Annotated in this window: 9 protein-coding genes and 1 tRNA gene; 7 read left to right on the top strand and 3 right to left on the bottom strand. The window is 56.8% G+C overall.

Annotated elements, in window-relative coordinates; genetic code table 11:
• From ACP7EG_RS25985 to ACP7EG_RS25975, 3 genes are all read right to left on the bottom strand, one after another.
• Positions 1-2,880 carry a response regulator gene (locus tag ACP7EG_RS25985; RefSeq protein WP_426089988.1) on the bottom strand — a complete coding sequence of 960 codons (2,880 nt, stop codon included), beginning with the start codon at positions 2,878-2,880 and terminating at the stop codon, positions 1-3.
• A gap of 188 nt (positions 2,881-3,068) precedes the next feature.
• Complete coding sequence (locus ACP7EG_RS25980; RefSeq protein ID WP_010396213.1) at positions 3,069-3,269, bottom strand: YbdD/YjiX family protein; 201 nt, start codon at positions 3,267-3,269, stop codon at positions 3,069-3,071.
• Positions 3,269-5,329, bottom strand: a complete 2,061-nt coding sequence (locus ACP7EG_RS25975) for a carbon starvation CstA family protein (RefSeq protein ID WP_096234488.1) — start codon at positions 5,327-5,329, stop codon at positions 3,269-3,271. The genes ACP7EG_RS25980 and ACP7EG_RS25975 overlap by 1 nt, the downstream gene beginning before the upstream one ends.
• Positions 5,330-5,574: 245 nt before the next feature.
• Here ACP7EG_RS25975 and ACP7EG_RS25970 point away from each other — a divergent pair, with 245 nt between their 5' ends.
• The 7 genes from ACP7EG_RS25970 (at position 5,575) to dgt (ending at position 14,995) form a co-directional block, all read left to right on the top strand.
• Positions 5,575-6,945: a cache domain-containing protein gene (locus ACP7EG_RS25970; protein ID WP_071078704.1), complete on the top strand. Its 1,371-nt coding sequence runs from the start codon at positions 5,575-5,577 to the stop codon at positions 6,943-6,945.
• 28 nt (positions 6,946-6,973) lie between these two features.
• Positions 6,974-7,603, top strand: a complete 630-nt coding sequence (locus tag ACP7EG_RS25965; protein WP_071078703.1) for a response regulator transcription factor — start codon at positions 6,974-6,976, stop codon at positions 7,601-7,603.
• A gap of 266 nt (positions 7,604-7,869) precedes the next feature.
• Positions 7,870-8,994 carry an EAL and HDOD domain-containing protein gene (locus tag ACP7EG_RS25960; protein ID WP_426089987.1) on the top strand — a complete coding sequence of 375 codons (1,125 nt, stop codon included), beginning with the start codon at positions 7,870-7,872 and terminating at the stop codon, positions 8,992-8,994.
• 1 nt (position 8,995) lies between these two features.
• Positions 8,996-11,041 carry a putative bifunctional diguanylate cyclase/phosphodiesterase gene (locus ACP7EG_RS25955; protein ID WP_426089986.1) on the top strand — a complete coding sequence of 682 codons (2,046 nt, stop codon included), beginning with the start codon at positions 8,996-8,998 and terminating at the stop codon, positions 11,039-11,041.
• Positions 11,042-11,263: 222 nt separating this feature from the next.
• A tRNA-Ser gene (locus tag ACP7EG_RS25950) sits at positions 11,264-11,353 on the top strand.
• 333 nt (positions 11,354-11,686) lie between these two features.
• Positions 11,687-13,057, top strand: a complete 1,371-nt coding sequence (locus ACP7EG_RS25945; protein ID WP_426089985.1) for a hypothetical protein — start codon at positions 11,687-11,689, stop codon at positions 13,055-13,057.
• Positions 13,058-13,693: 636 nt separating this feature from the next.
• Positions 13,694-14,995: a dGTP triphosphohydrolase gene (gene dgt, locus ACP7EG_RS25940; RefSeq protein WP_426090055.1), complete on the top strand. Its 1,302-nt coding sequence runs from the start codon at positions 13,694-13,696 to the stop codon at positions 14,993-14,995.
• Positions 14,996-15,382: the final 387 nt, after the last annotated feature.

The following is a 15,382-nucleotide window of genomic DNA, read 5'->3' as shown; positions in this document are numbered from 1 at the left end:
TCAGTGTTCCTTCACGAGGATGGCGCTCAGCGATTCGCGTACGGCCAGGAAGGCTTGCTGCATCTGCTGCAGCAGGGCAGCCGCGCCCTCGGTACTGCCGGCGCGGCCCAGTTTTTCCATCTCCTTGCATAGTTGCGCCAGGCCATCGGCGCCCACGTTGGCGCTGCCCGACTTGAGGCTGTGCGCCACCTTGCGCAGCGCTTCCGCATCCGCGCCGGCAATCGCTGCGCGCATGGCGCTCAATTGGCGCGGCGTCTCGCTGGTAAAAGCCAGGATGACGCGTTCCAGCAGCGCATCGCCATCGGCGCGCGACAGGGCGCGGATGTTTTCCAGCGCCTGCCGGTTCAGCGGCTGGCCTGCGGGCGGGGCGGCCGATAGCGGCGTTACCTCGGGCGGCGGTTCGGGCGGCACTTCTACAGGCGCTGGCGGTGTTTGCGCCTGCGGCGCCTCGCTGTGGTGCACGCTGGCCGCGCGCGGCAGGGTGATCCAGCGCGCAATCGTGTGGCCCAGGTCCTGCTGCGTAAAAGGTTTACTCAGGTAATCGTCCATGCCGGCCGCCAGGCATGCCTCGCGGTCGCCCTGCAGCGCATTGGCCGTGATGGCGACGATGGGCAGCACGCGCGCGTGGCCGCACTGCTGTTCATGGCGGCGGATTTCCGCCGTGGCGGCAAAGCCGTCCATCACGGGCATCTGGCAGTCCATCAGGATCAAATCGAAATCCTCGGCCTGCGCCGCCTGCAAGGCTTCTTCGCCGTTGTGCGCGCACACCACGTCCAGGCCCAGGCTGTCGAGCATGGCCAGCGCCACTTCCACGTTGACGCGATTGTCCTCGGCCAGCAGCACGCGGCGGCGCTGGCGCCGGCCCACCTGCCGCGCCGCGTGTGGCGGATGGATGCGCATGCCCTCGCTGGCGCGCGGCGGCGTGACGATGCAGTCGAACAGGTCGCATTCGCGGGCCGGCTTGATCAGCTGGAAGGCCACGCCCGCCTCGCGCCGCTGCACGGGGTCGGCCGCCGCCTGTTCCGTGCTCAGCAGCAGTAATTTGAGGTCGGCCAGCAGCGGGTCGCTCTTGATGGTGGCGGCCAGGGCCAGGCCGCTGGTGCGCGGCAATTCCATGTCGAGCAGGGCCACGGCATACGGCGTGCCCGCCTGCGCGGCCGCGCGCAGCTTGCCCAGGCAGTCGCTGGCGGTGCCGGCGCTGTCGCAGCCGATGTGCCAGCTGGCCAGCTGCCGCTCCAGCACGGCGCGCGTGGCGGGTGTGTGGTCGACGATCAAGGCGCGTAACCCTCGTGTGGTTTTCAGGTTGAAGGACGGGTCATCGCTGTCGACCCGCCGCTTATCGAAATTTACTTCGAACCAGAAGATCGAGCCTTGCGTTAAAGCATTATCAACGCCGATAGTGCCGCCCATCAGCTCCACCAGCTGTTTCGAGATCGTCAAGCCCAGGCCCGTGCCGCCGTGCTTGCGCGTGGTCGAACCATCGGCCTGCGAGAACGATTCGAAGATGCGTGTCTGCGCCTCGCTCGACACGCCGATGCCCGTATCGTGCACCTCGAAGCGCAAACCCACGCTGGGCGCGTCTTCGCTGCACACGGTCACTTTCACGGTGACCTTGCCCGTTTCCGTGAACTTGATGGCATTGCCCAGCAGATTGACGATGATCTGGCGCAAGCGGTTCGGGTCGCCGCAGATGGCGATGGGGATGTCGTAGGCGATATCGAATTCCAGGCTGATGTTTTTCGCTTCCGCCTGCGGCGCGAACACGTGCTCTATGTCGTCGAGCAATTCGCGGAAATTGAAGCGGATGTATTCCACGCTCAGCTTGCCCGCCTCGATCTTGGAGAAATCGAGGATGTCGTTGATGATCACCAGCAAATTCTGCCCCGAGCGCTGCACCATGCTCGTGTAGTGGCGCTGCTGCGGGCTCAAAGGGCTGGCCAGCAGCAGTTCCGTCATGCCCAGCACGCCATTCATCGGTGTGCGGATTTCATGGCTCATGGTGGCGAGGAAGGCGCTTTTCGCCTGGCTGGCCGCCTCGGCCGCATCCTTGGCCTTTTCCAGCTGCGCCGTGCGCACGCCCACCTGGCGCTCGAGCTGGTCGCGGTAATTGGCCAGGGTGCTGTCGCGGCTGTCGATCTGCGCCAGCATGTCGTTGAAACTGTCGATCAGCACGCCCAGCTCGTCGCTGCGCTGGTGCGCGATGCGGTGGCTGTAGGTCTGGCTGCTGGACACTTTTTGCGCCGTATCAATCAGCTTGGTGATCGGTTCGGCAATCACGCTCTTGAAGCGCCGCGCCAGGAAGACTGCGATCAGGAAGGACAGCACGGTGGCGCCGCCAATGGCGCCCACGTGGCGGCCGATGTCGCGCCACATGTGGTTCAGGTCTGCCTCGATCAGCACGGCGCCGATGATCTGCTGCGGCTCGCCTGGCCGGTAGACGGGACGGTACAAACGCATGGCCGGCGCCAGCGTCGTGCCCGCGCCTTGCGTGACGGGCTGCACGGCCATGTCGGCCAGCAAGGCCGGGTCCATGTCTTCCGGCGCTGGCAGGCCGTCCGCATGCTGCGGCGCGCGGTACAGGGCGAACAGGCGCCCGCCCCGGTCGAACAGGGCCGCCTGGGCCACCTCGTCGCGCGCGGCCAGCGCGGCCAGCACCTGCTCCGCCTGTGGCTGCGCCGATTTGCCCGCCAGCAAGGGCACCGCGCTGGCTGCACCGATCACGCCCGCCAGCGACAGCAATTGCTTGCCTTCATCATTCTTGTGGCTGAGCACGGACGTCAGCGCAAACGCCACGAACACCAGCAGCAGCGCGCAGCCCGATGACAGTACCGAGATCATGGTCAGCTTCTGGCTGATGCTGGAGCGTTGGAAATTGAACATGGTGGCGGCGCTTCTCCGGTCGATACGTTGACTGTTTTTTAATTCCTATTGGAAAAATATAGACGCGAAGACACACTCTGATGTTGATGTGGGTCTAAGGGAGGAGAGGGGAGGGGAACTTATACGAGATGAAACAAAAAGGGCGGTCCCGCAGGACCGCCCTCCATTACTGAGTCACAACACCGGACTTAACAACAACCACCACGCTTGCCGGCGCCGCCGTAGCGCGCTTCCTGCCGTTCGCGGAAAAACTCTTCATACGTCATCATCGGCTCGCCGGGATGGGTCACTTCCCGGTGCGCCACATAGGTGTCGTACTCGGGCAAGCCGCACATGAGCCGCATGCTTTGCCCCAGATACCGTCCAGCCTTGATGATTTCGTCGATCATCATTGCACCGTGGGCATGGCCTGGAACGGCGTTTCCTTGGTGCTCGGCTGGCTGTCGCGGCGCGCCTTCAGGATGGTGCGGATGCCGAAGAACAGCACGCTGATCACGACGATGACGAAGAAGGCGGCCAGGCCGGCGTCGAGGTAATCGTTGAAGATGATCTGCTGCATCTGCGCCACCGACTTGGCCGGTGCCAGCAGAGTGCCTTCATCGAGCGCCGCCGAGTATTTCTTCGCATGCGCCAGGAAACCCACACGCGGATTGGCGTCGAAAATCTTTTGCCAGCCCGCCGTCAGCGTGCACAGCAGCAGCCAGATGGTCGGCGTGATGGTGACCCACGCATAGCGGCCTTTTTTCATCTTGAACAGCACGCAAGTGCCGAGGATCAGCGCGATGGCTGCCAGCATCTGGTTGGCGATGCCGAACAGCGGCCACAGGGTGTTGATGCCGCCCAATGGATCGACCACGCCCTGGTACAGGAAGTAGCCCCAGGCCGCCACGCACAGGCCCGTGGCCAGCAGGTTGGCGATGACGTTTTCCGTCTGTTTCAGTGCTGGCACGAAGCTGCCCAGCAAGTCTTGCAGCATGAAGCGGCCCGCACGCGTGCCTGCATCGACGGCCGTCAGGATGAACAGCGCCTCGAACAGGATGGCGAAGTGGTACCAGAAGGCCATCATGGCCTTGCCGCCGATGGCGCCGGAAAGAATCTGCGCCATGCCGACCGCCAGGGTCGGCGCGCCGCCCGCGCGCGAGATGATGCTGTGCTCGCCCACATCCTTGGCCGTCTGCGTCAGCATTTCCGGCGTCACATAGAAGCCCCATTGCGAGATCGCCTGTGCGGCTGACTCGGCCGTGGTGCCGATCAGGGCGGCCGGGCTGTTCATGGCGAAATAGATGCCCGGCTCGATGGTCGAGGCGGCCACCAGGGCCATGATGGCAACGAACGATTCCATCAGCATGGCGCCATAGCCGATGAAGCGGGCGTGGCTTTCGTTTTCAATCATCTTCGGCGTGGTGCCCGAGGAAATCAGCGCGTGGAAGCCGGAGACGGCGCCGCAGGCGATGGTGATGAACAGGAAGGGGAACAGATTGCCCGACCAGACGGGGCCGGAGCCGTCGATGAACTTAGTCATGGCCGGCATTTTCAGGTAAGGCGCGACGACGATGATGCCGATGGCCAGGCCCAGAATCGTGCCGATTTTCAGGAAAGTCGACAGATAGTCGCGCGGTGCCAGCAGCAGCCACACGGGCAGCACGGAAGCGATGAAGCCGTAGCCGATCAGCATCCACGTCAGTTCCGTACCCGTGAACGTGAACATCGGGCCCAGTACGGCGGATTCCTGCACATACTGGCCGCCGATGATGGCCAGCATCAGCAGCACAAAACCGATGATGGAAATCTCGCCGATGCGGCCCACGCGGATGAAGCGCGAGTACACGCCCATGAACAGGGCGATGGGAATCGTCGCCATCACGGTGAAGCTGCCCCATGGGGAACCGGTCAGCGCCTTGACGACGATCAAGGCCAGCACGGCCAAAATGATGACCATGATCATGAAGCAGCCCAGCAAGGCGATCATGCCGGGAATTTCGCCCAGTTCAGCCTTGATCAGGTCGCCCAGCGAGCGGCCGTCGCGGCGCATGGAAATGAACAGCACGATGAAATCCTGCACGGCGCCCGCAAACACCACGCCCGCCAAAATCCACAGCATGCCGGGCAAATAGCCCATCTGTGCGGCCAGCACGGGGCCGACCAGGGGACCGGCGCCGGCAATCGCCGCGAAATGGTGGCCGAACAGCACATATTTGTTGGTCGGCACGTGGTCGAGGCCATCGTTGTGCTTGAAGGCCGGCGTCATGCGGCGTGCGTCCAGGCCCAGCACCTTGTCGGCGATGAACAGGCTGTAGAAACGGTAGGCGATCAGGTAGACGCAGACGGCGGCGATGACGATCCAGATCGCGCTGATCGGTTCGCCACGTTGCAGGGCGACGACGCCCAGGGATCCGGCGCCGGCAAGCGCAAGCGCTGCCCAGCCGAGCTGTTTGAAAATGCGGTTCATGCTTCCTCCAGAGATTGACGGGCGCTGTGCCGTGCGATGATGTGTGCTGCGGGTCCTGGTCGTCGCCAGTTTGATGTGACTTTTGGTGTATTTGCAGCTTATGGCAAGTATTCAGGAATCGTATAATTGCCGCAAGCGCACCACTACGCAGTAACGCTCAGTATTACTACGCAGACCGATCACCGCGCCGCGACGTAAAATCACGCATTCCCACCAGCATCGACGCCGCCGGAGCGCGCCAGGCCATGAAACTCAGACAGAAAGTCATCTTCCTGGCCATCACGCCGCTCATCCTCGCCCTGTGCGCCATCGCGTTTGCTGTGCGGCACCAGGCGATTACCCTGGCCGAGCAGCAGCGCGCCACCATCCAGCAAGCCTACCTGGCCAGCAAGGAGGCCGAGCTCAAGCATTACGTGACCCTGGCCAGCCATTCCATCGCCTCGTTATATGGCTCGGGCCGCAAGGATGCCGCCACGCAAGAGGAAGCCAAGCGCATCCTGTCCGCCCTCAGCTATGGCGACGATGGCTACTTCTTCATCTATGATTTGCAGGGCAAGTCGCTGATGCATCCGCGCCAGCCCGAGCTGGTGGGGCAGAATCTGTGGGAGTTGCGCGACGCGGACGGCAATCTGACCATTCAGCGCCTGATGCAGCGCGCCAGGAGCGGCGGCGGCTTCGAGCGCTACAACTGGATCAAGCCCTCGACCAACAAGTCCGCGCCCAAGCTCGGCTATGTGATATTGATGCCGGAATGGGGCTGGATGATGGGTACCGGTATTTATATGGATGACGTGGACCAGGCGCTGGCCAAGGTTGACGCCCAGCAGTCGCGCAATATCCGCTCGACCATGGAGCTGATCGCCGCCATCGCCATCCTCGGCTCCCTGCTGGTGGCCGCCTGCGGCCTGGTGCTGAACTTGCGCGAATTGCGCGTGGCCGACGCCAAGCTGAAAGTGCTGGCACAGCGCGTGGTCGAATCGCAGGAGGAGGAGCGGGCGCGGCTGTCGCGCGACTTGCATGACGGCATCAGCCAGTGGCTGGTGTCGATTAAACTGCAGATCGAGGCGGGCATCGCGCGTCTGGGCGGCAATGCCGAGCAAAAAGAAAAGGCGCCCGCCACGTTCGAGCGGGCCGCCGAGCAGCTGAATAAGGTGCTGGGCGAAGTGCGGCGCATTTCGCACAACCTGCGCCCGGCCATCCTCGACGACCTGGGACTGGCCGCCGCGCTCGACCACCTGGTGCATGAATTTAACGACAGCAGCAGCGCGCAAGCCAGTTTCACGGCCAGCCCGGCGGCGGCGGGCGAGAGCTTGCCCGACATGGTCAATACCGTCTTGTTCCGCATCGCCCAGGAAGCGCTGACCAATTGCGAGCGCCATGCCCACGCCCGCGGCGTGGAAGTGAGTCTGCGCGAGGCGGGCAAGGCGGTGGAATTGCGCATCCAGGATAATGGCGGCGGCTTCGACTTCGACGGCATCGCCCTGCATCCGCAGCGCGGCATCGGCCTGCGCAACATGACGGAACGCATGGAAGCCATCGGCGGCAGCCTGCACATCACCTCGTCGCCGGCCGGTACCTTGGTGCTGGCGCGGCTCGCCCTTCCACCGACACACTGATGAACAGATACCGAGAAGATACCGAGACATGACCAAGACGATCAACATCCTGCTGGTGGACGACCATCCCCTCGTGCGCGACGGCTTGCGCGCGCGCCTAGAGGCGGTGGCGCATTTCGACGTGGTGGCCGAGGCGGGCGGTGCCGACGAAGCCCTGGCCCAGGCGCGCCTCCATCAGGTGGATCTCGTATTGATGGATATTAATATGCGCGGCATCAACGGCATCGAAGCGACGGCCCTGTTCAAGCAGGCGTTTCCGCAGATTGCCGTGCTGATCCTGTCCATGCACGACAAGCTCGAATACGTGTCGCAAGCCATCGCCGCCGGCGCGCGCGGCTATGTGCTCAAAGATGCTCCAGGGAAAGATATCGTCTTCGCCATCGAGACGGTGATGTCCGGTGGCATTTATTACAGCGCGGCCCTGGCGCGGCAGTTGTCGCGCCCGCAAGTGCACGATTCCTTTCTCACCACGCGCGAGCAGCAAGTGCTGCAACACATCGCGGCGGGCCAGTCGAACAAGCAGATCGCCCGCGACCTGGACTTGAGCGTGCGCACGGTGGAGACGCACCGCCTGAACATCAAGCGCAAGCTGGGCATCGAAGGGCAGGCCGAATTGATCAAATATGCGGTCGAACATGCGCATGGCGGCGGCGCCTGAACGGCGCTCGCGTCACGGTGATTTTTTCAAACCCGCATGACAGGCGGGTCTCCCGGGGGGAGTGTTTTTTTTGAATATTTATTGCCAAAATTAAACTGTTTCACGGGTGAGATTCGGATAGAATGATTCTCGCTGTCGAAATGGCATCCCTGTCGGGCCAGGGTTGCCAATGCTGGTCAGTTTATTTACTATGGCGCCCTACCCACACTGAGATACCGATGTCAGCGTCTGAATCAAACCTGTTTCCGTTGGTGGGATTACAAGCAGTGGCCAATGCTCATAACGAGTGGGTCGCTGTCACCTTGCATGTACCGCAGGCCTCGACGGCGCCGCTGCTGGCGGCGCTGGCCGCTGCCGATGCGTATGCCTTCCTGGCGCCGCTCGACTGCATCATTCCCCTGGCCGACCCGCATGGCGTGGACGAGGCCGTGCTGGCGCAACTGGTGCCGCAACGCACCATTTTCCGTTTGCCGGCGCAACTTGCCGGCGACAAGCAAATCCAGAAAAAATGCCAGCAATGGCGCGACGCCGGCTATCGCATCCTGCTCGATGGCGCCGATGCCGGTCCCGTGGTGGCGGCGCAGGTCGACGCGCGCGCGCTGAGTTTTGACGCGGCGGGCGCCCGCCCGGCCCTGCATCAGCTGCTGCCCTTGCCGGGGCCGCACCTGGCCTACAACATCGTCGACGCGGCGCAGCTTGCCGCATTGCAAGAAATCGGCGTGAGCTGGTTTGCCGGCGACTACGCCTTGCAGCATGCGCGCCAGCAAAGCGAGCCGGAAGACGCCACCTCGCGCCGGCGCTTGCTGGCGCTGCTGGGCCTGCTGGCCCGCGATGCCGACGCGCACGAGCTGGAAGTGCCGCTCAAACAGGACCCATCGCTCAGCTATCATCTATTAAAACTGGTCAATTCGGCCGCCTTTGGTTTTACGGCGCCGATTACCAGCTTCAGCCAGGCTATCAGCCTGCTGGGTCGGCGCCAGCTGCAGCGCTGGCTGCAACTGCTGCTGTATGCGCGGCAACAGGACGATGGCAAGATCCACGCGCTGCTGCCGCTGGCGGCCGTGCGCGCGGCGCAGATGGAAGCGCTGTGCCAGCTGCGCGGCGGCGACCGCGATGCGCAAGATCTGGCCTTCATGACGGGCGTGTTTTCCCTGCTCGACGTCCTGCTGGGCATGCCGATGGAAGAGATCATCGCCACCCTGAACCTGGCGCCCGAAGTCAACGACGCCTTGCTGGAACGCAATGGCGAGCTGGGCACCTTGCTGGCGCTGGTCGAAAGCGCCACGCCGCCGCCCGAAGTCTTGCGCCGTGCCGGCATCGATGGAGAAACCTATTGGCGCAGCCTGCTACAGGCCTACCAATGGGCCATCCAGGTCAGCCGGAACCTCTAGCATGACCTTGCTGCCGGTGTCGGATTACCTCGGTGACAGCGCCGCCCTGTGCGATGCCGTCGTGCGTTTGCGCGGTCCCGCGCTGGTGGCTGAGCTGGGCCGTATCGCCAGCGCCGTGATGGCCAGCCCGCATGGCCAGTTCTTGCCTGCGGGCAGCATGGGCGCCGCTGTGCCCGCCGCGCCGTTTCCCCGCGATACGCCCACCTTGCTGCAGGAAATCAGTTTTGACGGCCACTGTTTCGGCCATTACAGCGTGGCGGGACGCAGCCTGTACAACGACGCCGACCGCCGCCACCTGGCCAGCCTGGCCTCGTTGACGGCCGGCGTGCTGCAGGTGCATTCGCTGGCGCAACGCTCGACCCATGCGTTTGCGCAAGTCGAAGCCTTGCTGGCGCAGCAGACGCAAATCCTCGACCAGTTGCACGAATCCGTGCTGACGATGGACTTGACGGGCTACATCACCAGCTGGAACAAGGGCGCCGAGCGCCTGTTCGGCTACACCTCGGTGGAAGCCGTGGGGCGCAACATCCTGTTCCTGTACGACGACGAAGATACTGGCTTCCACGACGCCTTCCTGGAGCAGGGAGGACGCCTGATGGAAGTGCGCCGCCGAAAGAAGTCGGGCGAAATCTTCTGGGCCAGCCTGTCCCTGTCGCCGCTGCAAGACATGGACGACAAACCCATCGGACTCATCGCCTACCTGACGGACATCACGGAACGCAAGCTGGCCGAAGAGCGATTGCACCACCTGGCCTATTACGATCCGCTGACCAGCCTGCCCAACCGCACCTTGCTGGCCAAGCTGGTCGACCAGGCCCTCTCCGTGGCGCAGCGCAGCAAGATGCTCGGCTGCGTGATGTTCATCGACCTGAACCGTTTTAAGCTGATCAACGACACCCTGGGCCGGCGCATCGGCGATGAATTGCTGCGTCAGGTCTCGCTGCGTTTCCGCAAGGTATTGCGCGACCAGGACCTGGTGGCGCGCCTGGGCGGCGACGAGTTCGCCGTGGGCCTGTTCGACATCGGCCAGCACTTCGAGGCCAGCATGGTGGCGCAAAAGCTGCTCGCTTCCCTGGTGCAACCGTTCCTGATCGAAGGCCACGACTTGCGCGTGGGCGCCAGCATCGGCATCAGCGTGTATCCGCAAGACGGGCAAGACGCGGAAACCCTGCTGCGCCTGGCCGACATCGCCATGTACCGTGCCAAGCAGGACAGCGGCGGCGAAGCGGAAAGCGTGGCCTTCTACAGCCAGGACATGAACCTGGGCATGCAGGCGCGCATGCGCCTGGAAACAGGCTTGCGTCAGGCATTATCGGAACAGCAACTGTTGCTGCATTACCAGCCGAAATACGCGCTGGGCAGCGGGCGCATCATTGGCGCCGAAGCGCTGGTGCGCTGGCACCACCCGCAACACGGCATGATCCCGCCCGCCGAGTTCATCCCCCTGGCCGAATCGACGGGCCTGGTGGTGCAAGTGGGCGAATGGGTGCTGGAAGCGGCCTGCGCCCAGGCGCAAGCGTGGAAACTGGCCGGCCTGCCGCCGATCCGCCTGGCCGTCAACGTCTCCGCGCGCGAATTCACCTCGGCCCTGCCCGCCAGGGTAGCGGCGACCCTGGCCCGCTACGGCCTGGAAGCGGCCTGGCTGGAGCTGGAAATCACGGAAAGCACGCTGATGCACAACATCGAGCGCGTGATCGGCATCATGGACCGCATCACGGCGCTGGGCGTGGCCCTGTCGCTGGACGACTTCGGCACCGGTTATTCCAGCTTGTCCTACCTCAAGCGTTTCCCCATCGACACGCTCAAGATCGACCGCTCGTTTACCACCGGCATCCCGACAGACGCCAGCGACTGCGCCATCGCCAGCACCATCATCAGCATCGCCCAGCAGCTGCACCACAAAGTCATCGCCGAAGGCGTGGAAACGGCCGAACAACTGGCTTTCCTGAAGAGTTCAGGCTGCGATGAAGTGCAAGGCTACCTCTTCTCGCGGCCGCTGCCGGCCGGGGAGTTTGAGCGCGTGTTGCGGGTGAATTGGGAGTTGTAGTTTTACGTTTTCGCAGGTTCGAGGGCCCTCTTTTAGCCCGCAGCAAAGACCCGGGATACCTCATACTCGCCGGGTTTGATTCCAGCACTTGCCTCTGGGGTAAAAGCAACTTCAGCGTTATTTCAAAAGTAGCTTCCTTCGCCCTCGCCAAGGGGTAAATTTTCTGCCAACATGCCTTCCCCCATTGGTAACGCACCCAGCTTTATGTATAATGCAGGCTCTGGAAGCGTGGCCGAGTGGTTGAAGGCACTAGTCTTGAAAACTAGCGACGGGTTAAACTGTTCGTGAGTTCGAATCTCACCGCTTCCGCCAAATTTTGAACATTGCCCCATGAGTTGGGGCTTTTTTTGTTGAGGCGTTTTCGCGCGCTTGTCACTGGTAAGTTCATGGATTGCGAGCAACAAATGTCGTTCAAATTTTCTTATTTTCTCGGTTACAGGGTGTCGCGTGGAAGTATTTTTGGCGCGAACCAATAACACCTTTATCTATCAAGTTCGATCATCGCAAGATACAATCATATGTTGCATTCTATATGGATGAAGTTGCTATTCAGCACCTTCACTGCTATGTAATGTTATTTTTAACAATAAATCTACGTTGCTGCTTAATATTAATCAGTGGGAACTGCGCATATTCGGAGAAGTTATGAAATTTAGTCCCTCTACTATCTATTTTCGTAAAGATGAATCGTTAAACCGTCTCGCTGACACGGTGAACGTTGCGCAGTTTGTTAGCTTTTCTCCTGGAAATTCACAAAAACAAGAGTATTGCCGAATTTTAGGTTATAAGGCAAATCACATGTTTAGCTCCATACATGACGCTCTGATAGCTTTGTTGAACTCTAGTGTTGATCGTTCAATTAACATCCGAAGTTTCCTGCCTAATGACCCTAAAAGTCACGAGTTCATCTATGGGATTCGGTGCATAGATAAAGCGATGGAGTCAGTATTGAGATTGGGACAAGCCGATTTTTTTGTTATTGCAAATGAAACAATTGATGTGAGTGATGGAGGAGTATCTGGGGTTTTGCAGGGCGGGGTAATAGAGTTCTCTCCCGACGATACTCCCCGGTGTGTAGAAAAATCTGGTACAGCATCACTAAGTTATAAATGGGGAAAAAATTTAATTGAGAGCATTTACGGCATCGAATTTCCATTAAAGTCATCAGGGTGTGAACGCATAGAATTCAGTATTCACCCCAGAGCATGTGGTTGGAATAATTCCCATCTAATTGCTTGGGAATACGAAGAGACGGAGTTTTTAGAGCTTGAGCCACAAAATATTTGGCCTAATAATTTTAGTAAAATTGTTGGTGATAAGGCATTTGGCCTATTAATGGCAGACCAAGCAAATTTACCTGTCCCGTACACTACAGTCATCAGTAGAAGGATTGCGCCATTTAGCTTTGGATCACCTACAGGTAAATCAGAAAGATGGATAAGGACATGTCCGACTGAACAAGTTCCTGGTAAGTATACGACTCATCATGGATGGTTGGACCCGTTCGAACTCATGTCAAGAGAAGATCCCCAGCATGTTCATATTGCATCAGTTTTGTCACAACATGCTGTGAGATCCGAATATTCAGGTGCTTTAATTGTGGACGCGAGTGGGCAGCCTTTGATAGAGGGGAAAAAAGGCGATGGCGAGGCATTTATGCTTGGTGCCGCCAAACCAGAAGAATTGCCAAAAGATGTAGTATCTGATGTGTTAAATCTTTTCGGTAAAGCATATGAAAATTTTGGCCCAATTCGATTTGAATGGGTTCACGATGGAAGTAAGGCTTGGATTGTACAACTACATCGTGGTGCTACTGCGACACTGGATAAAATTATTGTACCGGGTGAGCCTGAAGTGTGGATTAAATTTGAAAGCTCGGCAGGCTTACAAGCTTTGAGGAAATGTCTTGCCTCGCTGAAGAGTAACGAGGGACTAATTATTATAGGACAGGTTGGTCTCACCAGCCATGTAGCCGATATTTTGAGAAAATACAACCGCCCAGCAAAAATTTTTTAAAACAAACCTATAGAATCTAGTTGAACATTAATTAAAAAATCATTTTATATTTGGTATCTAATCCCAATATTTTTATATTTAATATTTGAGAAAGATAATTTTTTGATGATATAAAATTTTTACACTTTGCATTCTAGGGAGTTTCTGATTGGTTTAAGTTTTCTTCCAAATAACTTATTTAAGTCCTGATTTTTAAGGTTGTGAATTTTTAGGGTATTAATTAGTCGCCTATTTCCTATTCTTCTCTGAGTTGTCGCCTACCTGCCCTGCCTGCACTTAATAGAATGATTTCCCTTATTCTGTTAAGTGCGTTTAATGTTGGTTTCAATATTTAAACACCAAAATAGATTGAATGCTAGTTGACTCTCCTCTTCCGTTGGTAGGTAAGCCGGAAATGATTTGGATTTATAAAATGTGATTTTTCTAGTGGTATTATTTCTCTAATTTTACTTTCGGAATTAATGATATTTTATGAATTAATTTTAAATCTATTATTTCCATGGAAAAAAGTGTCTTTTTATAACTCTCACATGCAAAATTTCTCTTTTTAATATTGCTTGTGTTTAATTTTTTATCGGAGATAAAAATGGTGAGAAAAATTTTCTTCTTCTGAGGTAAGGTAAGGTGTTATGCTTGATGGAATATCATTTTTCCTTGTGTGGAATATCAAGGAATGTGCTTAAAATCATAAACAACCAAGCTCACTACCAGGAAAAATTTATGTATTCTGAAGAGTCTATTGAATTTGCGCGTGACGAAGAGACGAAAGTAGCTAAACTTGAGTATAGGATAGTTCAACCAACTGATGATCGGAATACTAGTCGTGAAGGGTGCATGAGAGATTATGCACGAGTTTTGTACTCTTCATCTTTTCGACGACTTCAGGGAAAAATGCAGTTGTTAGGTGTGGATGCTAATCGCTTCAATCGAAATAGGCTTACTCACAGCTTAGAGGTTGCTCAGCTCGCGAGATCCATTGCTTCTGATTTGAAGTTGGAAAAAAGTGTTGTGGCTGAAACCTGTTCTCTAGCTCACGATATTGGAAACCCTCCATTCGGTCACTACGGCGAGGTAATATTAAACGAATTAACTGCAGACGTAGGTGGTTACGAAGGAAATGCTCAAGCATTCAGAATACTCAGGACATTGGAAAAAAAGCATCATTCTTATAGTGGTCTTAATTTAACAGTAAGAACTCTGTTTGGAATTACAAAATATTTTTTCAATAGAAATGAGAATAAGAGAAAATTTCTGTACGACGATGATTATGATTTTCTCACCCAAGAGCTGAAGAAAAATTCTGTCTGTGTTAGGAAAGGCATAGATGCACAAATTATGGATTTGTCGGACGAAATTGCGTACGCAGCCCATGATTTGGAAGATGCTCTCAGCTTCGGTGCTATTAATTTAGATGAAATAATCTATGAGTTTAAGATAAGCAAGGAGTTCAACAGCGGGTACGATTTATTTAAGCGTATAGCTGACTCAGCGAGAGATGAAGCCAATAAATGCTGGTGTTTAGAAAGTTCCGAAGAATATTCGGCTGTTCTAAGAAAAGAGTTAACTTCGAAAATAGTACATGAGCTTTGCTTGGATATCAGCGTAGTAGAGGAGAACAATGAGAAAAAAATTGGATATAAAAATAACTCGGTTCTGGCAGAAGGATTGAAAAGACTTTTATTCAAGGCAATTTCGAGGAAGAAGGATGTTCAACTCTATGAAAAAAGAGGAGAGAAAATTATTCGCGGACTTTTCACCGTATTATCGGATGAAAAGTATAACAAGCATAATATTCTCCTACCTCCTGAGCTAAGAAAGCTTAACGAACCCCGTGCACGTGTTGTTGCCGACTATATTGCAGGGATGATGGACGGTTTCGCTGCTGCTGAATACGAAAAATATTTCGGCAGTGGTTCTCTTAAAAATATTTACAAATAATATATATTTTAATAGAGATAAAATCGTTGGCGGTCGCCGGCATTCGTTGACGACAACCGCTTTACATACTTTAGGCAGTCAGAAGGTACTTGCGCCCCTTCTCTTTAGCCAGAAAATGTACCGATACTAGTGGATCGGTATGGACGGCGGTGGTTGTCAATCTGAATGTAACCCGCATGGATGCTAACGTGCATGGCCTTTCACGGAATTTGGTATACTTCAAGTCGGCTGACACCGCTTCCGCCAGGAAATAAAGAAACCGCCTTCGTGAACTGAACCCCAAAAGTTGGACACCAACTTTTGGGGTTTTTCATGTCGAAGTACAGTGAGCAATTTAAGCTCAGCATTATCCAGCAATATTTGTCCGGTTCGGTGGGGTATAAACAG

Origin of the sequence: Janthinobacterium sp. PSPC1-1, from assembly GCF_049897625.1 — a bacterium.
GTDB lineage: Bacteria > Pseudomonadota > Gammaproteobacteria > Burkholderiales > Burkholderiaceae_D > Janthinobacterium > Janthinobacterium tructae.
Note: the sequence above shows the minus strand (reverse complement) of the source record. Positions and strands in the feature narration are given on the sequence as shown.